The 23,766-nt window shown below is 57.0% G+C and carries 19 protein-coding genes, 3 tRNA genes and 1 pseudogene; 10 read left to right on the forward strand and 13 right to left on the reverse strand.

The genetic code is table 11. From position 1 onward, the window contains the following. Positions 1-57 precede the first annotated feature (57 nt). The 5 genes and pseudogenes from miaA to nnr all read right to left on the reverse strand — a co-directional run bounded on the left by miaA (position 58) and on the right by nnr (position 6,188). Positions 58-1,008, reverse strand: a complete 951-nt coding sequence (gene miaA, locus ACMGGE_RS14710) for a tRNA (adenosine(37)-N6)-dimethylallyltransferase MiaA (RefSeq protein ID WP_420293911.1) — start codon at positions 1,006-1,008, stop codon at positions 58-60. Next, positions 1,001-2,844 (reverse strand): annotated as a pseudogene (gene mutL / locus ACMGGE_RS14715) (DNA mismatch repair endonuclease MutL). The gene miaA and the pseudogene mutL overlap by 8 nt, the downstream one beginning before the upstream one ends. Before the next feature lie 9 nt (positions 2,845-2,853). Continuing rightward, on the reverse strand, positions 2,854-4,194 hold the full coding sequence (gene amiB / locus ACMGGE_RS14720; protein ID WP_045907962.1) for an N-acetylmuramoyl-L-alanine amidase AmiB: 1,341 nt from the start codon (positions 4,192-4,194) through the stop codon (positions 2,854-2,856). A gap of 16 nt (positions 4,195-4,210) precedes the next feature. Further along, the gene (gene tsaE / locus ACMGGE_RS14725) at positions 4,211-4,672 is read right to left on the reverse strand and encodes a tRNA (adenosine(37)-N6)-threonylcarbamoyltransferase complex ATPase subunit type 1 TsaE (RefSeq protein WP_013095283.1); all 462 of its coding nucleotides are present in this window, start codon (positions 4,670-4,672) and stop codon (positions 4,211-4,213) included. Then, positions 4,665-6,188 (reverse strand): bifunctional ADP-dependent NAD(P)H-hydrate dehydratase/NAD(P)H-hydrate epimerase, encoded by a 1,524-nt coding sequence (gene nnr / locus ACMGGE_RS14730; protein ID WP_420293912.1) that lies wholly within the window; start codon positions 6,186-6,188, stop codon positions 4,665-4,667. Before nnr ends, tsaE begins: the two co-directional genes overlap by 8 nt. On the opposite strand from nnr, the gene queG reads away from it, so the two are divergent. After that, complete coding sequence (queG, locus tag ACMGGE_RS14735; protein WP_048027851.1) at positions 6,187-7,326, forward strand: tRNA epoxyqueuosine(34) reductase QueG; 1,140 nt, start codon at positions 6,187-6,189, stop codon at positions 7,324-7,326. The genes nnr and queG overlap by 2 nt on opposite strands. 270 nt (positions 7,327-7,596) lie before the next feature. Here queG and ACMGGE_RS14740 read toward each other — a convergent pair. The 4 genes from ACMGGE_RS14740 to orn form a co-directional block, all read right to left on the reverse strand. Beyond that, a tRNA-Gly gene (locus ACMGGE_RS14740) sits at positions 7,597-7,672 on the reverse strand. A gap of 36 nt (positions 7,673-7,708) precedes the next feature. Beyond that, positions 7,709-7,784: transfer RNA gene (locus tag ACMGGE_RS14745), tRNA-Gly, on the reverse strand. A gap of 36 nt (positions 7,785-7,820) precedes the next feature. Next, positions 7,821-7,896: transfer RNA gene (locus ACMGGE_RS14750), tRNA-Gly, on the reverse strand. A 196-nt stretch (positions 7,897-8,092) separates the two neighbouring features. Beyond that, positions 8,093-8,638, reverse strand: coding sequence for an oligoribonuclease (gene orn, locus ACMGGE_RS14755; protein ID WP_008502926.1), 546 nt, complete (start codon positions 8,636-8,638; stop codon positions 8,093-8,095). Between the two features lie 107 nt (positions 8,639-8,745). Here orn and rsgA point away from each other — a divergent pair, with 107 nt between their 5' ends. From rsgA to mscM, 3 genes are all read left to right on the forward strand, one after another. Beyond that, positions 8,746-9,798, forward strand: coding sequence for a small ribosomal subunit biogenesis GTPase RsgA (gene rsgA, locus ACMGGE_RS14760; protein ID WP_420293913.1), 1,053 nt, complete (start codon positions 8,746-8,748; stop codon positions 9,796-9,798). A gap of 97 nt (positions 9,799-9,895) precedes the next feature. Then, positions 9,896-10,864 (forward strand): archaetidylserine decarboxylase, encoded by a 969-nt coding sequence (gene asd / locus ACMGGE_RS14765; RefSeq protein WP_023293460.1) that lies wholly within the window; start codon positions 9,896-9,898, stop codon positions 10,862-10,864. A 19-nt stretch (positions 10,865-10,883) separates the two neighbouring features. Next, entirely contained in the window at positions 10,884-14,207 is a 3,324-nt protein-coding gene (gene mscM / locus ACMGGE_RS14770) for a miniconductance mechanosensitive channel MscM (protein WP_045909543.1), read from the forward strand. A 37-nt stretch (positions 14,208-14,244) separates the two neighbouring features. On the opposite strand, the gene yjeM is transcribed toward mscM, so the two are convergent. Beyond that, positions 14,245-15,744 (reverse strand): glutamate/gamma-aminobutyrate family transporter YjeM, encoded by a 1,500-nt coding sequence (yjeM, locus tag ACMGGE_RS14775; protein ID WP_420293914.1) that lies wholly within the window; start codon positions 15,742-15,744, stop codon positions 14,245-14,247. A gap of 178 nt (positions 15,745-15,922) precedes the next feature. Continuing rightward, a complete protein-coding gene (epmA, locus tag ACMGGE_RS14780) occupies positions 15,923-16,900 on the reverse strand; it encodes an elongation factor P--(R)-beta-lysine ligase (RefSeq protein WP_045909545.1) in 978 nt (325 codons plus the stop codon). 310 nt (positions 16,901-17,210) lie between these two features. On the opposite strand from epmA, the gene frdA reads away from it, so the two are divergent. The 4 genes from frdA to frdD are packed head-to-tail and all read left to right on the forward strand — an operon-like array spanning position 17,211 to position 20,504. Continuing rightward, positions 17,211-19,001: a fumarate reductase (quinol) flavoprotein subunit gene (frdA, locus tag ACMGGE_RS14785; RefSeq protein WP_045909546.1), complete on the forward strand. Its 1,791-nt coding sequence runs from the start codon at positions 17,211-17,213 to the stop codon at positions 18,999-19,001. Continuing rightward, entirely contained in the window at positions 18,994-19,728 is a 735-nt protein-coding gene (locus tag ACMGGE_RS14790; protein WP_045909547.1) for a succinate dehydrogenase/fumarate reductase iron-sulfur subunit, read from the forward strand. The genes frdA and ACMGGE_RS14790 overlap by 8 nt, the downstream gene beginning before the upstream one ends. Before the next feature lie 10 nt (positions 19,729-19,738). Further along, positions 19,739-20,134 (forward strand): fumarate reductase subunit FrdC, encoded by a 396-nt coding sequence (gene frdC / locus ACMGGE_RS14795; protein WP_420293915.1) that lies wholly within the window; start codon positions 19,739-19,741, stop codon positions 20,132-20,134. Between the two features lie 10 nt (positions 20,135-20,144). Then, entirely contained in the window at positions 20,145-20,504 is a 360-nt protein-coding gene (gene frdD / locus ACMGGE_RS14800; RefSeq protein ID WP_032662398.1) for a fumarate reductase subunit FrdD, read from the forward strand. Positions 20,505-20,533: 29 nt separating this feature from the next. Here the strand turns inward: frdD and ampR are convergent, their stop codons facing one another. After that, entirely contained in the window at positions 20,534-21,409 is an 876-nt protein-coding gene (ampR, locus tag ACMGGE_RS14805; protein WP_252074211.1) for a LysR family transcriptional regulator AmpR, read from the reverse strand. Between the two features lie 132 nt (positions 21,410-21,541). Here ampR and ACMGGE_RS14810 point away from each other — a divergent pair, with 132 nt between their 5' ends. Both ACMGGE_RS14810 and ACMGGE_RS14815 read left to right on the forward strand, forming a co-directional pair. Further along, complete coding sequence (locus ACMGGE_RS14810) at positions 21,542-22,687, forward strand: cephalosporin-hydrolyzing class C beta-lactamase ACT-187 (protein ID WP_367187931.1); 1,146 nt, start codon at positions 21,542-21,544, stop codon at positions 22,685-22,687. A 131-nt stretch (positions 22,688-22,818) separates the two neighbouring features. Continuing rightward, entirely contained in the window at positions 22,819-23,349 is a 531-nt protein-coding gene (locus tag ACMGGE_RS14815) for a lipocalin family protein (RefSeq protein WP_045909551.1), read from the forward strand. Here the strand turns inward: ACMGGE_RS14815 and sugE are convergent. Further along, positions 23,346-23,663, reverse strand: coding sequence for a quaternary ammonium compound efflux SMR transporter SugE (gene sugE / locus ACMGGE_RS14820; RefSeq protein ID WP_008502938.1), 318 nt, complete (start codon positions 23,661-23,663; stop codon positions 23,346-23,348). The genes ACMGGE_RS14815 and sugE overlap by 4 nt on opposite strands. Positions 23,664-23,766 lie beyond the last annotated feature (103 nt).

Here is a 23,766-nt window from a genome sequence, read left to right on the forward strand (position 1 = left end):
TACTTAGAACCTTGCGATTCTGAAAAATTGCGCACGATACGTCTCAATTGTACACATTCAGTGAGCGATATCACCAACAACCTCAATCACGTCGTTTAACGCCTGTTGTGGTTTTTCACTGTCTAACCAGTGAACCCCTTCCCAACCGCGCAACCAGGTGATCTGGCGCTTCGCTAACTGTCTCGTGGCGCAAACACCTCGATAAACCATTTCATCGTATGAAATCTCACCTTCAAGATACGACCACATCTGGCGGTATCCCACACAACGAATGGAAGGCATGTCCGTATGCAAATCTCCACGGGCAAATAACGCCCGCACTTCTGCTTCAAAATCTGAAGCTAACATCTGATGAAAACGCTGCTCAATTCGCTGATGGAGCAGTTCACGGCTCGCCGGGGCGATGGCGAACTGATGCACCTGATACGGCAGAGCGTCTCCTGACGTTTGCGTCAGTTCCGTTAAAGTTTTACCCGAAATGAAAAAAACTTCCAGTGCCCGGGAAAGCCTTTGCGGATCATTTGGATGGATCCGTGCTGCGGCAACCGGATCAATCTCCGACAGTTGCTGATGCAAAACGTCCCAACCCTGCTCTGCCGCCTGCTGCTCAATTTTCGCTCTTACTTCCGGGTCCGCGGATGGCAGAGGTGATAACCCCTCCAGCAGCGCCTTGAAGTAGAGCATGGTTCCGCCAACCAACAGCGGTATACGCCCCGCCGCCGTTATCTCGGCCATCTCGGCTAAGGCATCCCGGCGAAAATCCGCTGCGGAGTAAGCCTGAGCCGGGTCGAGTATATCCAGCAAACGGTGCGGTGCCGCACGCAGCTCTTCTGCGCCAGGCTTCGCCGTGCCGATGTCCATCCCCCGATAAATGAGGGCGGAGTCGACGCTAATCAACTCTACAGGCAAAACTTTACGCAACTCAATGGCGAGCGCCGTTTTGCCGGAGGCCGTTGGGCCCATTAAAAAAATTGCCTTAGGCAGGCTCGCCTTACTTACATCAATCATGTTTCAGGGCGTTCATCGCCGTTTGTAAATCAACAGGTTGTAATAATCCACCCGGCGGCGTTTTCACCAGATGCGGACAGAGGCGTTCCACCTCCGCCAGCACGCTAATGGCTTGTGCCATGCTCCACGGCGTGTGTTCGCTTGCCAGATGACGGGCGATCCACTGCGCGGTGTTAGCGGCATCAAACGCTGTTTGCTGCGCCAGGTAGCCTATCAGTTCAGGAATCAAGTTTTGTAAATTTTGTTGGCGTAAGGGTAAAGGCACTGCACGAATTGTCACATGTTGCGGTTCGAGCACAGTTTCAATCCCCATCTGCGCCAGCTGCGCCTCGGCGCGCTGCAATACCCTTGTTTCATCAGGGGATATTTTCAGGCGAACCGGAATTAACAGCGGCTGCGCACAGGCGGCATTTTCGCCCGGCGTGAGCTGCACCTGTTTGAGCCAGCGTTCGGCCACCGGCAGTGCCAGAAGCATCAATTTACCGTCACGCTCCAGCAGCGCCATATCCGGCGCGATGATCGTCAGCACACGACCAAAACTCTGGCTGTGGCCGTCCAGAGAAGGCTGAGGCGCCGGAATGGATGTTTTACGCTCCACGGCTGGCGTTTCCAGCAGTTTGCGGTACAACGCGCCCTGCTGCTTTTGATAGCCGGGCTGGACATTCGGGTAATTGGCACCCGTTGGACGCGGTGCGCCCCCGGCGGAGGAAAAGCGCGGCGCTTCCGGTTCACGCGCGACGGCGGGCTCCGCAAAATGGTTGCGGCCCGCCGCGACGCGGTTTTCCGGGATTGGGCGTGGCGCCGGTTCTGCGTGTTCCAGCGGCAACGACGTTTCCACCTGCTGCTGCAGCACGCTCAGCACGCCCTGATAGATAAAATCATGCACCAGTCGCGACTGGTGGAACCGCACTTCGTGCTTGGCAGGATGGACGTTCACATCCACCTGATGCGGGTCGATGTCCAGATAAAGCACGAAAGCAGGCTGCTGATCGGCCCCGAGCTTGTCTTCACAGGCCTGGCGAATGGCGTGATTGATGAGACGGTCGCGCATCATGCGGCCGTTGACGTAGCAATACTGGATCTCCGCAAACGCAGCGCTGCTCGCGTTCGGATCGGCTACCCAGCCGCGCAGCGCCAGATCGCCGTGCTGCCACTCAATGGCCAGCGCCTGTTCCAGAAACGGGGTCCCGCAAATGGCGCCCAGGCGACGCTCTTTCTGTCCACCTTCCGCCACCGCGCGATACTGACGCATCACCTTGCCGTTGTGGCTGAGGTTGATGGTGACATCGAAACGCGCCAGCGCGATACGGCGGATGATCTCGTCGATATGTCCGAATTCGGTCTTCTCGGTACGCATGAACTTGCGTCGGGCGGGGGTGTTGTAGAAGAGATCTAATACTTCAAGCGTCGTGCCGACAGGGTGCGCCGCGGGTTTGACCGTCACATCCATATCGCGCCCTTCCGCGTAAGCCTGCCAGGCTTCCTGCTGTTCGGCGGTACGGGAGGTCAGCGTTAAGCGCGAAACCGAGCTGATACTGGCCAGCGCTTCACCGCGAAAGCCGAGGCTAATAATCGCTTCCAGGTCATCCAGAGAAGCAATTTTACTGGTGGCGTGACGGGCCAGCGCCAGCGCCAGCTCCTCTTTTTTATGCCACAGCCGTTATCACGAATGCGGATGAGCTTTGCGCCACCGCGCTCGATATCAATATCAATACGGGTCGCGCCTGCATCAAGGCTGTTTTCCACCAGCTCCTTCACGACCGACGCAGGGCGTTCCACCACCTCACCGGCGGCGATTTGGTTCGCAAGCTGCGGCGGCAGAACCTGAATCGGCATGAATTCTCCTTAGTTGGTCGCGGTCATCTCACCCGGCAGCGCTGCGCTGGCCGTCTGGCCTGCGCCACTCTGTGGCGCAGACTGCAGCGGATGGGCATCAAAGTATTTACGCAGACCGTTATAAATCGCTTCGGCAATTTGCTGCTGATAGCTGTCGCTTCCCAGCAGACGCTCTTCACCGTTGTTACTGATAAAGCCCGTCTCTACAAGGATGGACGGGATATCTGGCGAGCGCAGAACGCCGAGGCTGGCATGTTCAGGACGACGCTTATGCAGCACGCCAATACTTTGCAGTTGGTTCAATACGTTAGTGGCGACATCATACCCGACGCGCTGAGAATGACCGAATTGTAAATCCAGCACCGCCTGGCTGAGATACGGGTCTGACTGGCTGTTTGCCAGCACATCGCCCGCGCCGCCCAACAGTTCGGACTGCTTCTCATGCTCTTCCAGCCAGTTGGCCATTTCGCTGTTGGCGCGACGGTTCGAGAGTACCCATACCGAGGCGCCGGTCGCGTTACGGTTTGGCGCAGCATCCGCGTGGATGGAGACCAGGAAGTTCGCATTCTGCTTACGTGCAACGTCCGAACGCCCCATCACCGAAATGAAGTAATCCCCGTCGCGGGTCAACACGCCTTTGAACATAGGGTCGTCGTTGAGCAGCGCACGCAGCTTACGGGCAATGGCGATGGTGACATTTTTCTCTTGCGTCCCCCCCGGGCCAATCGCACCCGGATCCTGTCCACCGTGACCCGCATCAATGGCGATAATCACTTTGTCACCGCTGGCCGCTGCACGGCGCGCACTCGCTGCCGGACGCGTTACCGTATTGCTGCTGGTTGCCGCAGTGATGCGATCGTTCTGCGATTTAAACGGATTACGCGCAGGTTCAGCAGGACGCGGCGTATACACCGGTTCTTCGACGCGTTTCGCAACGACCGGCGGCGGTGGAGGCGGTGGCGGGACATCGGCATTGATGGTAAAGACCACCGTATAGTTCGCCCCGTTTTGCTGCTTCACCGCCTTCGTTTTGCCCTTTTCGGTCAGATCGACCACCAGGCGTAACGACTGACTATCCTGCGGCGTACCCGAACGGATACTCTTCACCAGGTTGTTGCCGCTGAACTGCAGCGGGAGTCCCTGGATCACGCCTGTCTGTTTGATATCCAGCGCCACGCTGTGGCTGTCTGGCTGTGAAAACGCATACTCAGGATCGCCCATAAAGCTGAACGTGATCCGGGCCTGGCTTTCGCCGTTCGAGACCTGAATATCTGAGAGGTTTGCCGCCCCGGCCTGCGCGCACAGCAGCACGGTGGCAGCCAACAACCAACCTTTAACGCGATTTATCATCCCGTCATCCCTACGCTTAACCGGCCAGTCGCGCCAGTAAGGAACTGCCTGATGAGGAAACAGCACTGATGCGTGCCTCACGCCCTTGTGCCTGGTAATCTAAGTGAATTTCGACATCCGGGTCAGGCAGCACACCCGCACCTTGTTGCGGCCACTCCACCAGGCAGATGGCATCATTGGCAAAATAATCACGGATCCCCATAAATTCCAGCTCCTCAGGATCCGCAAGGCGGTATAAATCGAAGTGGTACACCATGAGATTTTCAAGGGTGTACGGTTCTACCAGCGTGTAGGTTGGGCTTTTCACATTCCCGTTATGCCCTAACGCCTGTAGAAAACCCCGGCTGAAGGTGGTTTTACCCGCACCTAAATCACCATACAGATAAATGACGGTTGCCCCCTGACAGGCCTGCGCCACGCGCTTGCCGAGTTCTAAAGTGGCTTGTTCATCAGGTAAAGGAATCGCTCGATTAGTCATTTTCTACGTCAATCACATCCGGGTTAACAACACGCCGCAGCGTGCAAAAGAGATCGGTGGCCAGCATACCGCGTGTACCGGAACGCGCAGCCAGTTTATCCGCCGCAACGCCGTGAGCCACGCAGCCCGCGCAGGCTGCATCATAAAGGGGAAGTTTCTGTCCAAGCAATGCGCCGATGATGCCGGAAAGCACATCGCCCATGCCGCCGCTCGCCATGCCCGCATTTCCGGCATCAATAATGCCCTGCGTCTCGTCACAGGCGACAACGGTTCCTGCCCCTTTTAAAACAGCAACACCTCCGTAACGTTTTACCAGACGCTGAGCAGAAAGTAAGCGATCGCTTTCAATTTCTGCCACGCTGCAGTTAAGCAGCCGCGCGGCTTCGCCGGGGTGTGGCGTCAGAATGCGATTGTGACGCTTATCCGGGTTTATTGCCAGAAGGTTAAGCGCGTCGGCATCCCAGAGCATCGGTTTACGAAAATTCTCGACCTTTTGCAGAGCCTGTTTACCCCACGCCTGCTGTCCAAGCCCGGGACCGATCACCACCACGTCCGCCCATTCCAGGCTTTCCTCCAGCGTCTGGAGCGTAAGCTCATGGACCATCAGCTCCGGTCGGGCGGTGATGATTGGCGCAATATTCTCAATGCGAGTGAGCACTCGCACTAATCCGGCGCCGCTGCGCAAAGCCGCTTCACCGGTCATGCGAATCGCACCTGCCGTACCGTGGTCGCCGCCTACAATGACCAGCCTGCCGTGATCGCCCTTATGGGACGTCGGCCGGCGCGGCGGGAGCCACGCTGCAAGCTGCGATGCATCAAAACGCGCGATGCGCATGTCCTGCCCGGCGAGCCAGTTCTCCAGTCCCAGCGCACTGTGGTGCAGCACGCCGACGACATCCCGCGCTTTGCCGGTCAGTAACCCCGGCTTGAGGGCGATGAAGGTCACCGTATGTGCCGCTTGAATCACCGCCCCCGGCGTCGCGCCGGTTTGTGCCATCAGTCCAGAGGGAATATCCAGGGCGACTACCGGCGCGGAATGTCTGTTAGCGTATTCAATAAGCGCGGCAACGTTTTCGCGCGGCGCGCTGCGCAGCCCGGTGCCCAGCAGCCCGTCAACAATCAGATCAACATCCTCTGGCCAGACGATATCAGGCGCATGAATCACACCGCCTGCGTTCAGCCATGCCTCCCGCGCCGCGCTGGCCTCTTCCGGCAGCGGTTTATCACTTTCAAGAGCCAGCAAGGTCACGCGGAGACCCGCAGCCACCGCGAGACGGGCAACGACGTAGCCATCACCGCCGTTGTTGCCGTGCCCGCACAGAATCAGCCAGTGGGCGGCCTGCGGCCAGGCGCTACGGGCAACGTCAAACGCTGCCTCACCCGCGCGGAGCATCAGTTCATACAGGGTAATCCCGAGGCTATCTGCGGCCTCTTTTTCGGCGCGCCGGAGGTCATCCGCATGCCAGATGGAATGTGGTATACTTGCGGGGTTTTTCTTCACCGTATGGTCCGTCATGTCACAGCCCCTCGATCTCAATGAATTAGCGCAAAAAATAAAACAGTGGGGTGCTGAACTTGGCTTCCAGAAGGTGGGCATTACCGATACCGACCTTTCCGCCAGCGAGCCGAAACTGCAGGCCTGGCTGGATAAACAATACCACGGCGAAATGGAGTGGATGGCGCGTCATGGCATGATGCGCGCCCGTCCACACGAGCTTTTGCCGGGCACATTACGCGTCATCAGCGTGCGCATGAATTATCTGCCCGCCAACGCGGCCTTTGCGCGCACGCTAAAAGATCCCTCGCTGGGTTACGTTAGCCGGTACGCCCTGGGACGTGATTACCATAAGCTTCTGCGTAACCGTTTAAAAAAACTCGGGGAAACTATTCAGCAGCACTGTGTTTCGCTGAATTTTAGACCCTTTGTCGATTCCGCGCCTATTCTTGAGCGTCCGATCGCCGAAAAAGCCGGGCTTGGCTGGACAGGTAAGCACTCACTTATCCTTAGCCGCGACGCCGGATCGTTCTTCTTCCTCGGTGAACTGCTGATCGATTTACCGCTGCCGGTAGACGGCCCGGTAGAGGAAGGCTGTGGCCGCTGCGTGGCCTGTATGACCATCTGCCCTACCGGCGCCATCGTTGAGCCCTACACCGTTGATGCGCGCCGCTGTATCTCCTACCTGACTATCGAACTGGAAGGAGCCATTCCAGAGGAATTCCGACCGCTTATCGGCAACCGCATCTACGGCTGCGATGATTGCCAGCTCATCTGCCCATGGAACCGCTATTCGCAGCTTACTGACGAAGAGGATTTCAGCCCGCGTAAGGCGCTCCATGCCCCGCCGCTCATTGAGCTGTTCGCCTGGTCCGAGGCCTGGTTCCTGAAAGTGACGGAGGGTTCGGCTATTCGCCGTATCGGCCATCTGCGCTGGCTGCGAAATGTCGCCGTCGCGCTGGGGAATGCCCCGTGGGATGAAGCCAATATTCGGGCGCTTGAAAGCCGTCGAGGTGAGCACCCACTTCTTGATGAACACATAGAATGGGCGATTGCGCAGCAGATAGAGAAGCGTAATGCCTGCGTGGTCGAGGTGCAGCTACCGAAGAAACAGCGTCTGGTGAGGGTGATTGAGAAAGGGCTTCCGCGGGATGCCTGAACTATTCACAGCCTGTGAATAAAATTACAAACTCAAGCGCCATCTGGGCTGGAGATGAGGTCAAGTGATCTCAATAACATTTTGAAATCAAATTTTATACTGTAAATACAGTGCGTTATGTAGATATTATTCACCCTGCTAAGTTTTAACCCTGTTTCGGTTAAGCGCAGTTTCTGTGGATAACTCTGTTCACAAGAGTATTTCAGAGACAATAGAAAACGTCCCCAGCGACGCTTTTCGCTGTGGATATTTTAGAGATGAAGAAGAATTTGGAGCGGGAAACGAGACTCGAACTCGCGACCCCGACCTTGGCAAGGTCGTGCTCTACCAACTGAGCTATTCCCGCTTGGGTGGTCCGTGCTGTGGAAGCACTTTCAAATTTTGGAGCGGGAAACGAGACTCGAACTCGCGACCCCGACCTTGGCAAGGTCGTGCTCTACCAACTGAGCTATTCCCGCTTGGGCAGTCTGTGCTGTGAAAGCACTTTCAAATTTTGGAGCGGGAAACGAGACTCGAACTCGCGACCCCGACCTTGGCAAGGTCGTGCTCTACCAACTGAGCTATTCCCGCAAATCTGCACTGCTTTTGTTGCTGTCGTAACGTGTAATTCTCTGTCGTTACGGGAGGCGCATTATACGAGAAATCCTTTTAGCTGCAACCCCCCTTAAAGCGATTTTTTCGAAATTCAGTTCAAATGCTTATTTAATCGGCAAGCTGAACAATTTAACGACAAAAACCCGGCCACGCAAGGCGCCGGATCTCAAAATCACAGCTTAATAAAGTTTTCGCGGTAGTAGGAAAGCTCCGCCACGGACTCTCGGATATCGTCCATCGCCTGATGCGTCCCCTGCTTTTTAAAGCCGTCGAGGATTTCAGGCTTCCAGCGACGCGCCAGCTCTTTCAGCGTGCTGACATCCAGATAACGGTAGTGGAAGTAAGACTCCAGCTCCGGCATGTACTTAAACAGGAAACGACGATCCTGACCGATGCTATTCCCACAAATAGGCGATTTGCCCGCCGGAACCCACTGTTTCAGGAACTCAAGCGTCGCCAGCTCCGCCTCACGGTCACCCATGGTGCTCGCCTTCACGCGCTCCACCAGACCACTGCCGGTGTGGGTACGCACGTTCCACTCATCCATCAACGCCAGCTGGTCATCGGACTGATGCACCGCTATCGTTGGCCCTTCTGCCAGGATATTCAGGTTGGCGTCCGTCACCAGGGTTGCAATTTCAATGATGCGATCGCGCTCGGGATCCAGCCCGGTCATTTCGAGATCGATCCAAATCAGGTTGTTTTCATCCGCGCTCATGTTATTTTCCACCCTTCTCGCATAACCGGCAGTAGCAGGTTAACTAGTATTAATTAGAGTGTATCATAGAGGTTTTGCCCCCTACGGGCGACCAGGAGCCAGTGCGATTGAGTAAAAATAAACTCTCCAAAGGGCAGCTGCGCCGCGTGAATGCCAATCACCAGCGCCGTCTTAAAACCACTGCGGAGAAGGTCGATTACGACGACAACCTGTTTGGCGACCCAACGGAAGGCGTAGTCATCAGCCGTTTCGGTATGCACGCTGACGTGGAATCCGCCGATGGTGCGATTCACCGCTGCAACATCCGCCGGACCATTCGTTCTCTGGTGACCGGCGACCGCGTCGTCTGGCGGCCGGGGAAAGAGGCGGCGGAAGGCGTGACGGTAAAAGGTATCGTTGAAGCGGTCCATGAGCGCACGTCCGTGTTAACCCGTCCCGATTTCTACGACGGGGTCAAACCGATCGCCGCCAACATTAACCAGATTGTTATCGTATCGGCGATTTTGCCCGAATTGTCGCTCAATATTATCGACCGATACCTCGTCGCCTGCGAAACGCTGCAGGTTGAGCCGATTATCGTGCTGAACAAAATCGATCTGCTGGACGACGACGGAATGGCCTTCGTCAATGAGCAGATGGATATCTATCGCAAGATTGGCTACCGCGTCCTGATGGTCTCCAGCTACACCAAAGATGGCCTGAAACCGCTGGAAGAGGCGCTTACCGATCGCATCAGCATCTTTGCAGGCCAGTCCGGCGTGGGCAAATCGAGCCTGCTGAACAACCTCCTTGGCCTGCAACAAGAGATCCTCACCAACGATGTCTCTGATGTCTCGGGCCTGGGCCAGCACACCACCACCGCGTCACGCCTGTATCACTTCCCGCACGGGGGCGATGTCATCGACTCCCCGGGCGTGCGAGAGTTCGGTTTATGGCACCTGGAGCCGGAACAAATCTTTAACGGATTTGTCGAATTCCATGATTATTTAGGCGCTTGCAAGTACCGCGACTGTAAACACGATAACGACCCAGGCTGCGCTATCCGTGAAGCGGTTGAGAAAGGCGAAATTGCGGAGACCCGCTTCGAGAATTACCACCGTATTCTTGAGAGCATGGATCAGGTAAAAACGCGTAAAAACTTTTCTGATTCTGATAACTGACAACTAAGCTAAGCATCGCTAAAATCGTCCCCTTTTTTCAGGTTCCGGCGGCTTAACGCCGGATCAGGAACGACAAAACAATGGCCTGGAGGCTACCTTGTTAAACGCATTTAAACTTTCGCTTCAATACATTCTGCCAAAACTGTGGCTCACTCGCCTGGCGGGCTGGGGCGCGAGCAAACGCGCAGGCTGGCTGACCAAACTGGTCATCGACCTTTTCGTAAAATATTACAAGGTCGATATGAAAGAGGCGCAGAAGCCGGATACCGCCAGCTACCGCACCTTCAACGAATTCTTCGTGCGCCCGTTGCGTGACGACGTGCGACCGGTGAACACCGACCCTAACGTCCTGGTGATGCCTGCAGACGGCGTGATCAGCCAGTTGGGTAACATCGAAGACGACAAAATTCTGCAGGCGAAGGGCCATAACTACAGCCTGGAAGCGTTGCTGGCGGGTAACTACCTGATGGCGGATCTGTTCCGCAACGGTACCTTTGCCACCACCTATCTGTCACCGCGCGACTACCACCGCGTGCACATGCCGTGTAACGGCATCCTGCGTGAAATGATTTACGTCCCGGGCGATCTGTTCTCCGTGAACCACCTCACCGCGCAGAACGTGCCAAACCTGTTTGCCCGTAACGAGCGCGTCATCTGCCTGTTCGATACTGAATTTGGCCCTATGGCACAGATTCTGGTCGGTGCGACCATCGTCGGCAGCATCGAAACCGTCTGGGCTGGCACCATTACCCCACCGCGCGAAGGCGTGATCAAACGCTGGACCTGGCCTGCCGGTGAAGCGGAAGGCTCTGTGGCCCTGCTGAAAGGCCAGGAGATGGGGCGCTTTAAGCTGGGCTCCACCGTGATCAACCTGTTTGCGCCGGGCAAAGTGAAGTTGGCTGAACAGCTTGAAAGCCTGTCGGTGACAAAGCTGGGCCAGCCGCTGGCGGTCTCTACTGAAACCTTCGTGACGCCAGAGGCAGAGCCTGCTCCGCTGTCACAAGAAGAGATCCAGGCCGAGCACGACGCCAGCCCGCTGGTTGACGACAAAAAAGACGAAGGCTAACAACAGAAGGATCGCTGACGTGCGCCCGATTATCGTTCTACTGATGGCCTGGTGCCTCAGCATGGGGGCGTACGCAGCGACAGCCCCCGACGCCAAACAGATAACCCAGGAACTGGAGCAGGCAAAAGCGGCCAAACCCGCTCAGCCAGAGACCGTCGAGTCGCTCCAGTCCGCACTGAACGCGCTTGAGGAGCGAAAAGGCTCGCTTGAGCGCGCTCAGCAATATCAGCAGGTTATCGACAACTTCCCCAAACTCTCGCAGACGCTGCGCGCGCAGCTCAATAATTTGCGTGACGAACCGCGCGATGTGCCCGCAGGGATGACCTCCGACGCGCTGAACCAGGAGATCCTGCAGGTCAGCAGCCAGCTTCTGGAAAAGAGCCGCCTTGCTCAGCAGGAGCAGGAGCGAGCGCGCGAAATTGCCGACTCTCTCAGCCAGCTTCCGCAGCAGCAAACCGACGCCCGTCGCCAGCTTAATGAAGTTGAGCGCCGCGTGGGTACGCAAAACGGCAACACGCCCCAGGCACAGGCCCAAAATCTGGGCCTGCAGGCAGAATCGGCTCGCCTGAAGGCCCTTGTCGATGAGCTTGAGCTAGCGCAGCTTTCCGCCAATAACCGCCAGGAGCTGTCGCGGATGCGCTCAGAACTCGCTCAGAAGCAGAGCGAGCAGCTGGACGCGTATCTTCAGGCCCTGCGCAACCAGCTCAACAGCCAGCGCCAGCGTGAAGCGGAGCGCGCGCTGGAAAGTACCGAGCTGCTGGCAGAAAACAGCGATAACCTGCCTGCCGGCATCGTCCAGCAGTTTAAGGTCAACCGTGAGCTTTCGGCCGCGCTGAACCAACAGGCGCAGCGTATGGATCTGGTGGCCTCGCAGCAGCGTCAGGCCACTAATCAAACCCTTCAGGTTCGCCAGGCGCTTAACACCCTGCGCGAGCAGTCCCAGTGGCTCGGATCGTCAAACCTGCTGGGCGAAGCGCTGCGCGCCCAGGTCGCGCGGCTGCCGGAAATGCCCAAGCCGCAGCAGCTGGATACCGAAATGGCCCAGCTGCGCGTTCAGCGGCTGCATTTTGAAGATCTTCTCAACAAACAGCCGCAAATCCGCCAGATCCGTCAGGCTGACGGACAGCCTCTGACCAGCGAGCAAAACCGTATTCTTGAAGCCCAGATGCGTACCCAGCGTGAACTGCTGAACTCTCTGCTCCAGGGCGGGGATACGCTGATTCTGGAGCTGACCAAGCTAAAAGTGTCCAACAGCCAGCTGGAAGATGCGCTGAAAGAGGTGAACGAGGCGACGCACCGTTATCTCTTCTGGACGTCAGACGTGCGTCCAATGACCTTCTCGTGGCCAATTGAGATTGTTCAGGATCTGCGCCGTCTGATTTCGCTGGATACCTTCAGCCAGTTGGGACAGGCCAGCGTGATGATGCTCACCAGCAAAGAGACCATTTTCCCGCTGCTGGGGGCGTTGATTCTGGTGGGCTTCAGCATTTACTCGCGCAGACATTTCACCCGCTTCCTCGAGCGTTCCAGCTCCCGGGTGGGGAAGGTTACCCAGGATCACTTCTGGCTGACGTTGCGCACCGTATTCTGGTCGATTCTTGTCGCCTCCCCGCTGCCGGTGCTGTGGATGACGCTGGGCTATGGCCTGCGGGAAGCCTGGCCCTATCCGCTTGCGGTAGCGATTGGCGATGGCGTCACCGCCACGGTACCGCTGCTGTGGGTGGTGATGATTTGCGCCACCTTTGCGCGACCCAATGGCCTGTTTATCGCCCACTTTGGCTGGCCGCGTAATCGCGTGGCGCGCGCCATGCGTTACTATCTGATGAGCATCGGGCTGATTGTGCCGCTGATTATGGCGCTGATCATGTTCGATAATCTCAACGACCGCGAATTCTCAGGCTCGCTGGGCCGCCTCTGCTTTATGCTGATATGTGGAGCGCTGGCCATCGTCACGCTCAGCCTGAAACGCGCGGGTATCCCGCTCTATCTGGATAAAACCGGCAGCGGCGACAACATGTTCAACCGGCTGCTCTGGAACCTGCTGCTCAGCGCACCGTTGATTGCGATGCTGGCAGCCGCGGTGGGTTACCTGGCGACGTCGCAGGCGCTGTTGGCACGTCTGGAAACCTCGGTGGCCATCTGGTTCCTGCTGCTGGTGGTGTATCACGTGATCCGCCGCTGGATGCTGATTCAGCGCCGCCGTCTGGCGTTTGATCGTGCCAAGCATCGCCGGGCGGAGATCCTCGCCCAGCGCGCGCGGGGTGAGGAAGAGCCAAACCACGTCAACAGTACGGAAGGCACGACGGAGGCGGATGAGGTCGAGCTGGATCTGGATGCCATCAGTACCCAGTCACTGCGTCTGGTTCGCTCTATCCTGATGCTGATTGCCCTCCTGTCGGTCATCTTCCTGTGGTCGGAGATCCACTCCGCATTTGGCTTCCTGGAGAACATCTCGCTGTGGGATGTGACCTCCACGGTGCAGGGCGTTGAAAGCCTGGAGCCGATCACTCTAGGGGCAGTGCTGATTGCCATTCTGGTGCTGATCATCACCACCCAACTGGTGCGCAACTTCCCGGCGCTGCTGGAGCTGGCGCTGCTGCAGCATCTGGATTTAACGCCGGGTACGGGCTATGCGATCACGACCATTACCAAGTATCTGATCATGCTGTTTGGTGGACTGGTTGGGTTCTCGATGATCGGCATTGAGTGGTCGAAGCTCCAGTGGCTCGTCGCAGCGCTCGGCGTCGGGTTAGGTTTTGGTTTACAGGAGATCTTCGCCAACTTCATCTCTGGTCTGATCATTCTGTTCGAAAAACCGATCCGTATTGGCGATACCGTCACGATCCGCGATCTGACCGGCAGCATCACGAAGATCAACACCCGTGCGACGACGATCAGCGACTGGGATCGGAAAGAGATCATCGTGCCAAACAAGGCGTTTATTACCGAGCAGTTCATCAACTGGTCGCTGTCAGACTCCGTTACCCGTGTGGTGCTGACGGTACCGGCACCGTCGGACGCTAACAGCGAAGAGGTCACCCAGATCCTCTACACCGCCGCTGAGCGCTGCTCGCTGGTGATCGACAACCCGGCGCCGGAAGTCTTCCTTGTGGATTTACAGCAGGGGATCCAGATTTTCGAGCTGCGTATCTACGCCGCCGAGATGGGACACCGTATGCCGCTGCGCCATGAGATCCACCAGCTGATTCTGGCGGGCTTCCGTGAGCACGGTATTGATATGCCGTTCCCACCGTTCCAGATGCGTCTGGAAAGCCTGGACGGGCGTAAAACGGGAAGAACGCTGACGTCAGCGGCGCGTACGCGCCCGGCGGGCAGCCTGTAACGCGTTTCCCCTCCCTTTCGGGAGGGGAATATTCCCGCTACGCCACTTCTGCGATGAACGCCGTCGCGCGTCGACGGTAATTCTCATAAATCCCCATCGCTAACAGCGAGAAGAAAATTGGGCCGCCCACCATCCACAGCGCGCTGTTCAAGTCGTTCGCCTCAATCACCGGCTGAATAATGGTGAAGATGTTGGCAAACGCCACCACCAGCACCACCACCGTGGTGGCCAGCAGCGTTGCCGCGCGGGTTTTGAAGATCACAAACGGACGTTCAAGGTCCTGCTTCGCCTTAAAGAACGGGAACGCCAGGGTCAGGAACAGGTACGGCAGGGTCATCGACACGTTTGCCATCAGGGTCAGCTTGTTGTAAAACGCAGACGCCGTATCGCCGCCAAATGACACCAGCAGAATGAACGCACATACCAGCAGGCACTGCATCCACATCGCGTTAGCAGGCATCCCCGTCGTGTTGAGCTGGGTCATGCGCGCAGGCCACAGCGCCTTCGGCGTACCCTGAATAATCGCTTTCAGTGGCGAATAGATCAGCGTGAAGAATGCGCCGGTATAGGCGAGGAACATCGACAGACCGGTAATACGCGCAAACCAAATACCCAGCGTTGCCGCCGCATCCGGCGTCAGGTTCATCGCCTGCCCCAGCGTCATCCCCAGGCTTTTCATCAGCACATAGGTGATGTTCCCGAGGTTGGTGGTGCTGTTGCTCAACACCTGTTGCCAGTTGGTGCTGACCCCCCAGAGGAAAATCGCCAGCGAATAGCCGATGGAAATCACGATGGCGGCAAAAATAATGCCTTTGGCAAAGTTTTTCTCCGGGTTCTCGGTCTTGTCGACCAGACCGCCAACGGCTTCAATGCCGCCGTAAGCGAAGATGGCAAACACCACGAAGGAGAGCATAGCCAGCCCGGACTGGTAACCTGGATTAGGCGATGAAACGAAGTTCACTTCCTGCGCAAAATGACCACCGTTCAGGCACAGGATAGCGATACTCACCAGCAGCAGCACCAGGTTCAGGCACATCACGGAAATCCCGCCCACGGCGGTAATCCGGGCAATTTTATTGATACCTTTAGACGCCACCAGCGTCACGACAACCATCCAGCATACCGCCAGAATCCCGACGACCTGCGTGGAGCTCAGCCCGGCTAACGACCAGACCTGGGTTTTATCGGTGCCGAAAACAAACGTCGAGAACGGCACCCAGACTTTAGCGGCCGTACTGACCATCCAGACGACGTAGGATGAAAACCACATAAACGTACCGATAAAGGCATAACGCGGGCCGACGCTGTTGTTCATCCATGAGTAAATCCCGCCCTCTTCTTTCCGGTAAGCCGAGCCCATCTCCGCCATCATCAGCGCAAACGGGATAAAGAAGAACAGAGCAGAAACGATATAAAACGGCGTCGCGCTATAGCCCATCAGATAGAACGCGGAGGGGCTGTTGGCAAAGCCAAACACTGAGGTAAATATCATCAGGATGAGCCCGGTGAGGGTCATCTTTTTGAGTGAGTGGGACATAGAACCATCCAAAGCGGAATTAAACTGCGCGGATGGTAGCAGAAGACCAGACTAATATTGTGGCTATAAGGGCCAAATTAAGAAAAAGACCCGTATATTGATAATATGGCAGTTTTTAATGTGGCAGGGCCAAATGACCGAGTAGGCCGGGTAAGCGACAGCGCCACCCGGCAATTCTTTAAGCGCGATCGACCGTAAAGGCAATCACATCGCCCAGCTGCTCGGCGCCCAGCGCCAGCATCACCAGACGGTCTACGCCCAGCGCCACGCCGGAGCAATCCGGCAGACCCGCTTTTAACGCTTCCAGCAGGTTGGTATCGATCGGCTGCTGTGGCAGGCCGCGCGCGGCGCGCTTGCGGTTATCCTGCTCGAAACGCTGCGCCTGCTCGCGGGCGTCGGTCAGTTCGTGGAAGCCGTTCGCCAGCTCAATACCTTTGTAATAGACCTCAAAACGCTCAGCGACACGATGGTCTTCGGTACTGATCTGCGCCAGTGACGCCTGGCTTGCCGGGAAGTGATAGACAAACGTCGGACGGTCTTTGCCAATCTGCGGTTCCACGCCGAAGGTGAACAGCAGCTGCAGCAGCGTGTCGCGATCCTCTTCGGTATCCGCCACGTTGCTCAGATCCAGTTTTGCCGCCACTTCGCGCAGCTGGGTTTTGTCCGCCGACAGCGGATCGATTTCCAGATAGCGCTGGAAGGCCTGCTGATAAGAGAGCGTTTCAGCTTCAGAGCAGTCCAGAACCTGCTGCAGCAGATCGTCCACCTCATTCATCAGGCGGTACATATCATAATGCGGTCGGTACCACTCCAGCATGGTGAATTCCGGGTTGTGGTGACGCCCCATCTCTTCATTGCGGAAACTGCGGCACAGCTGATAGACCGGACCACACCCCGCCGCCAGCAGGCGTTTCATGTGGTATTCCGGGCTGGTCATCAGATACAAATTCATGCCCTGAGAGTGGCCGGGGCCAACAAAACGGGTTTCAAACGGGACCAGATGAATATCCGTTACCGTTGCCTGACTCATGCACGGGGTTTCCACCTCCAGGACGCCGCGGTCGGCAAAGAAACGGCGGATCTCCGTCATAATTGCAGCGCGTTTTAACAGATTAGGGATGGATGCGCTCGGCTCCCAGGTGGCCGTTTCGCTCATGAGTTGTTCTCCGATTTCAGACAAGGGCACGAAGTCTACTCGTTAGCAGGGACAGAGACAAATTTTGCGCAGTAAAAAAGCGCATTTCATTTAGGTGAACAATTGCGTGATGCAATTCATCAATCTCAATGATAAATCGCCGGACAGAACAGCAAAAAAATCGAACACGTCAAATTTCCCTGACATCTACACGGTTATACTGTTTTACCCATAAAGGAGCAGTGGAAACGCTTTCGCAATCGTCCTTTTGGACGGGTGAACTACCTTTAGTTTGTCGCGTTGCGAAATAACAAAAATCTGGAGGAATGTCGTGCAAACTTTTCAGGCCGATCTTGCCGTAATAGGCGCTGGCGGGGCTGGATTACGTGCTGCGATTGCTGCAGCGCAAGCTAATCCCAACGCTAAAATCGCATTGATTTCAAAAGTCTATCCAATGCGCAGCCACACGGTGGCCGCAGAAGGAGGGTCCGCCGCCGTTGCGCAGGATCATGACAGCTTTGAATACCATTTCCACGACACGGTTGCAGGGGGCGACTGGCTTTGTGAACAGGATGTCGTTGACTACTTTGTGCACCATTGTCCAACGGAGATGACCCAGCTTGAGCAGTGGGGTTGTCCGTGGAGCCGCCGTCCGGACGGCAGCGTCAACGTTCGCCGCTTCGGCGGCATGAAGATCGAACGCACCTGGTTCGCTGCCGATAAGACCGGCTTCCACATGCTGCACACCCTGTTCCAGACCTCCCTTCAGTTCCCACAAATTCAGCGCTTCGATGAGCATTTCGTCCTCGACATTCTGGTGGATGATGGACACGCGCGCGGCCTGGTGGCGATGAATATGATGGAAGGCACGCTCGTCCAGATCCGCGCCAATGCGGTGGTGATGGCGACGGGCGGTGCGGGCCGTGTTTATCGTTATAACACCAACGGCGGCATCGTTACCGGCGACGGTATGGGTATGGCGCTCAGCCACGGCGTGCCGCTGCGCGATATGGAATTCGTGCAGTATCACCCAACCGGTCTGCCAGGATCCGGCATTCTGATGACGGAAGGCTGCCGCGGTGAAGGCGGTATTCTGGTCAACAAAAACGGCTACCGCTACCTGCAGGATTACGGCATGGGTCCGGAAACCCCGCTCGGCGAGCCGAAGAACAAGTACATGGAGCTCGGCCCGCGCGACAAAGTCTCTCAGGCTTTCTGGCACGAGTGGCGCAAAGGCAACACTATTTCCACGCCGCGCGGCGATGTGGTCTATCTCGATCTGCGCCATCTGGGCGAGAAAAAACTGCTGGAACGTCTGCCGTTCATCTGCGAGCTGGCGAAAGCCTACGTCGGCGTCGATCCGGTGAAAGAGCCGATTCCGGTACGCCCAACGGCGCACTACACCATGGGCGGGATCGAAACCGATCAGCAGTGTGAAACCCGTATTAAGGGTCTGTTCGCCGTGGGTGAATGTTCCTCCGTGGGCCTGCACGGCGCCAACCGTCTCGGCTCAAACTCGCTGGCCGAGCTGGTCGTCTTTGGCCGCATGGCGGGCGAGCGCGCGATGGAGCGGGCGGCAACCGCAGGCGAAGCCAACGGTGCCGCGCTGGATGCACAGGTCGCCGACGTTGAAAAACGTCTGAAAGATCTGGTGAACCAGGAAGGTAACGAGAACTGGTCTAAGATCCGCGACGAGATGGGCCTGTCGATGGAAGAAGGCTGCGGTATCTACCGTACCCCTGAGCTGATGCAAAAAACCGTCGACAAGCTGGCGGAACTGCAGGAGCGCTTCAAGCGCGTGCGCATCACCGATACCTCCAGCGTCTTCAACACCGACCTGCTCTATACCATCGAACTGGGCCACGGCCTGAACGTGGCGGAATGTATGGCGCACTCTGCGCTGGCGCGTAAAGAGTCGCGTGGGGCGCATCAGCGTCTTGATGAAGGCTGTACCGAGCGTGACGACGTCAACTTCCTGAAACACACGCTCGCCTGGCGCGATGCGGATGGCACCACACGTCTGGACTACAGCGACGTGAAAATCACCACGCTGCCACCGGCTAAACGCGTGTACGGTGCAGAAGCAGAAGCCGCCGAGAAGAAGGAGAAGGCGAATGGCTGAGATGCAAACACTCAAAGTTGAAGTGGTGCGCTACAACCCGGAAGTGGATGCCGCACCGCACAGTGCTTTCTATGAAGTCCCTTACGACGAGCAAACCTCCCTGCTGGACGCGCTCGGCTATATCAAAGACAACCTGGCGCCAGACCTGAGCTACCGCTGGTCCTGCCGCATGGCGATCTGCGGCTCCTGCGGCATGATGGTCAACAAGGTGCCGAAGCTGGCCTGTAAGACCTTCCTGCGTGACTATACCAAAGGCATCAAGGTCGAAGCCCTGGGCAACTTCCCGATTGAACGCGATCTGGTGGTCGATATGACCCACTTTATCGAAAGCCTGGAAGCCATTAAGCCCTACATCATCGGCAACCCGCGCACGCCGGATCAGGGGCCAAACACCCAGACCCCGGCTCAGATGGCGAAATACCATCAGTTCTCCGGCTGCATCAACTGCGGTCTTTGCTACGCTGCCTGTCCACAGTTTGGCCTGAACCCCGAGTTCATCGGCCCGGCCGCCATTACCCTGGCGCACCGCTATAACGAAGACAGCCGCGACCACGGTAAAAAAGAACGTATGGCGCAGCTTAACAGCCAGAACGGCGTCTGGACCTGTACCTTTGTGGGTTATTGCTCCGAAGTCTGTCCGAAGCACGTCGACCCGGCCGCCGCTATTCAGCAGGGTAAAGTGGAAAGCTCGAAAGACTTTCTTATCGCTACCCTGAAACCACGCTAAGGAGTGCATGATGACGACTAAACGCAAAGCCTATGTGCGGCCTGTGCCGTCCACCTGGTGGAAAAACCTGCCGTTTTATCGCTTCTACATGCTGCGTGAAGGCACGGCGGTACCGGCAGTCTGGTTCAGCCTTGAGCTGATGTACGGCGTTTTTGCCCTCAAGCATGGCCCGGAAACCTGGGCCAGCTTCGTCGGTTTCCTGCAAAACCCGATCATAGTCATTCTGAACCTGATCGTGCTCGCGGCCGCGCTGCTGCATACCAAAACCTGGTTTGAACTGGCGCCAAAAGCGGCGAACATCATTGTAAAAGGCGAGAAAATGGAGCCAGAGCCGGTGATTAAGGGGCTCTGGGCGGTGACGGTTCTGGTCACCGTGGTCATTCTGTTTGTCGCACTGTTCTGGTAAGGAGACACCTGTGATCAATCCAAATCCAAAACGTTCTGACGAGCCGGTCTTCTGGGGCCTCTTTGGCGCAGGCGGCATGTGGAGTGCCATCATTGCCCCCGTCATCATTCTGCTGGTCGGCATTATGCTGCCGCTGGGGCTGTTCCCGGGCGATGCGCTGAGCTACGAGCGCGTACTGGCGTTCGCGAGCAGCTTTATCGGCCGCGTGTTCATCTTCCTGATGATCGTCCTGCCGCTGTGGTGTGGCCTGCACCGTATTCACCATGCGATGCATGACCTGAAAATCCATGTACCGAGCGGGAAATGGGTATTCTACGGTCTGGCGACCATCCTGACCGTGGTGACGCTGATTGCGGTGGTCACCCTCTGACGCCTCTGGCCCGCCATCCGGCGGGCCTTTTATTTCTGCATCTTCCCCACCAGCCACTGGGCAAACTCACTCATTGCGGGCGTTTCTGCGCGTGACTGCAGCCTCGTGAGCCAGTAGCTGCCAAGGTCAATCTGCGTCGCAAAGGGTTGCACAATGCGCTCACTGTTCAGCAGGTGGGTAAACATATCGACAGGGGCAATCGCTATGCCCGCGCCTGCCTGCGCGGCTTCCAGCATGGTCACGGACGAATCAAACACCATCACCCGGTGCGTCGGTGAAGGCGGATGTTCTCCCGCGGCCTGCATCCAGGCGGTCCACTCGTCGCGCCGGTAAGAACGCAGCAGGGTAAACTTCAGGATATCGGCAGGAGTATGCAACGCGGCAGCGATATCAGGCGTGCAAAGCGGTGCCAGCGGCGCAGAACAGAGAAATATCGCTTCCGTGCCGTGCCACGCCCCTCCGCCATAGCGAATGGCGTAATCAAGCCCCTCGGCTGCCGGATCGACGCGATTGTTGTGCGTCGACAGCTGAAGATCGATATGCGGATAGCAGCGACGAAAGTCAGCGAGCTGCGAGAATAATATCCCCGTAGCAAAGGTACCCACCACGCCAATTTTCAGCTTCTCCTGAGCGCGCTGGCTGGCAAAGCGATCCAGCATTCCGGCAATTCGGTCGAACGAGTCATTCAGTACCGGCAGCAAATTCTCGCCTTCCGTGGTCAACATCAGCCCACGGGAAACGCGGACGAACAGCTGGCAGTTCAGGTGCTGCTCCAGCGCCTTTACGTGCTGGCTAATCGCGGAATGGGTGACATTCAGCTCAATAGCGGCATGCGTAAAACTGAGGTGCCTGGCGGCGGCTTCAAACGCCCGCAGGGAATTAAGAGGAAGATAGCTGCGCGTCATGGTCTCGTCCGTTAGAAAAATTAACAGCTAATGCTAAATTTAACCGTTTGTCAGCCACAGTCAAATCTCACAGACTACAGCGGTCTGACGGGCCCGGACACTCCCTTGAACTGCTATTACGGAAGATAACTAATGATGAAGAAAACCCTAAGCTGTGCCCTGCTGCTCAGCGTTGCCAGCGCTGCATTCGCCGCACCGATGTCCGAAAAACAGCTGGCTGAGGTGGTGGAACGCACCGTTACGCCGCTGATGAACGCGCAGGCCATTCCGGGTATGGCGGTGGCGGTGATTTATCAGGGTCAGCCGCACTACTTTACCTTCGGTAAAGCTGATGTTGCAGCGAACAAACCTGTCACCCCGCAAACCTTGTTCGAGCTGGGTTCGATAAGTAAAACCTTCACCGGCGTATTGGGTGGCGATGCGATTGCGCGCGGTGAAATAGCGCTGGGCGATCCGGTGACCAAATACTGGCCTGAGCTCACGGGCAAGCAGTGGCAGGGCATTCGCATGCTGGATCTGGCAACCTATACCGCAGGCGGTCTGCCGTTGCAGGTGCCGGATGAGGTCACGAATACCGCCTCCCTGCTGCGCTTTTATCAAAACTGGCAGCCAAAGTGGAAGCCGGGCACCACGCGGCTTTACGCTAACACCAGCATCGGTCTTTTTGGCGCGCTGGCGGTCAAACCCTCCGGCATGAGCTATGAGCAGGCCATGACGACGCGGGTCTTTAAGCCGCTCAAGCTGGACCATACCTGGATTAACGTCCCGAAAGCGGAAGAGGCGCATTACGCCTGGGGATACCGTGACGGTAAAGCGGTCCACGTTTCGCCAGGGATGCTGGACGCGGAAGCCTATGGCGTAAAAACCAACGTGCAGGATATGGCAAGCTGGGTGATGGTCAACATGATGCCGGACTCCCTTCAGGATTCCCCACTTAAGCACGGTATTGCCCTGGCACAGTCTCGCTACTGGCGCGTGGGAGCCATGTATCAAGGATTGGGCTGGGAAATGCTGAACTGGCCGGTCGACGCCCAAACGGTGGTCGGGGGCAGCGACAATAAGGAGGCGCTGGCGCCGTTGCCTGCAAGAGAAGTGAATCCACCGGCACCACTGGTTAAGGCCTCCTGGGTCCATAAAACGGGCTCTACCGGCGGATTTGGCAGCTACGTGGCATTTATTCCTGAAAAGCAGCTCGGCATTGTGATGCTGGCGAATAAAAGCTATCCGAACCCGGCACGCGTTGAGGCGGCATACCGTATCCTCGACGCGCTGCAGTAAAACATTGCCGGGTGGCGGCTTCGCTTTACCCGGCCTACAAAATCCACGGTGTGCGGCGAAATACCCCGCACACTCTTCCGCATTTTTCCTGCTGTCATCTACACTTAACAAAAAACAGTAAGGAAACTCCTATGCGCATTCTGCCTGTTATCGCCGCGGTGACAGCCGCGTTTTTAGTGGTTGCCTGCAGTTCTCCTACCCCACCGCCTGGCGTTACCGTCGTCACGCCTTTTGATGCACAACGCTTCCTTGGAACATGGTATGAAATCGCGCGCCTCGACCATCGGTTTGAGCAGGGCTTAGAGAAGGTCACTGCGAATTACAGTCCGATGGATGATGGCGGTATTCAGGTGATCAACCGGGGCTATAATCCCGATCGTGAGATGTGGCAGCAGTCGGTTGGGAAAGCGTACTTCACTGGCGACCCGCGGCGGGCCGCGCTCAAGGTCTCTTTCTTTGGCCCGTTTTATGGCGGCTATAACGTGATCGCGCTCGACAGAGAGTACCGTCACGCGCTGGTCTGCGGGCCGGATCGCGACTACCTGTGGATACTCTCCCGCACGCCAACTCTTTCACCAGAAATGAAGCAGCAGATGCTGGACGTCGCGACCCGGCAAGGGTTTGATGTGTCAAAACTTATCTGGGTAAAACAGCCCCATTAGTGGGTGCTGAGCTTAAGCCCAACGATCCCGGCCACAATCAACGCGAGGCTGGCGATACGCGCCAGACTCGCTGACTCGCCAAGCAGCAGAATGCCGGTGATGGCAGCTCCCACCGCGCCAATACCCGTCCAGACGGCATAAGCCGTTCCCACAGGCAGAGAGCGCATCGCCCAGGATAACAGAACGATACTGACGATCATGGCGGTAACGGTAATGACGCTGGGCGTCAGGCGGGTAAATCCGTGGGTATACTTGAGTCCAATCGCCCATACCACTTCGAGCAGGCCAGCAATAAAAAGAATGATCCAGGACATGTCAGGCTCCTTAACTTAATGCAAGTTGGGGCCGTCCCCGGTGAAAGAAACGCTTACGGGTCGTCCCGTAAGGCAGAGATTACGCCCCCTATTGTGGTTAGCG

The organism is Enterobacter sp. BNK-22, assembly GCF_048684805.1.
Lineage (GTDB): Bacteria > Pseudomonadota > Gammaproteobacteria > Enterobacterales > Enterobacteriaceae > Enterobacter > Enterobacter quasiroggenkampii.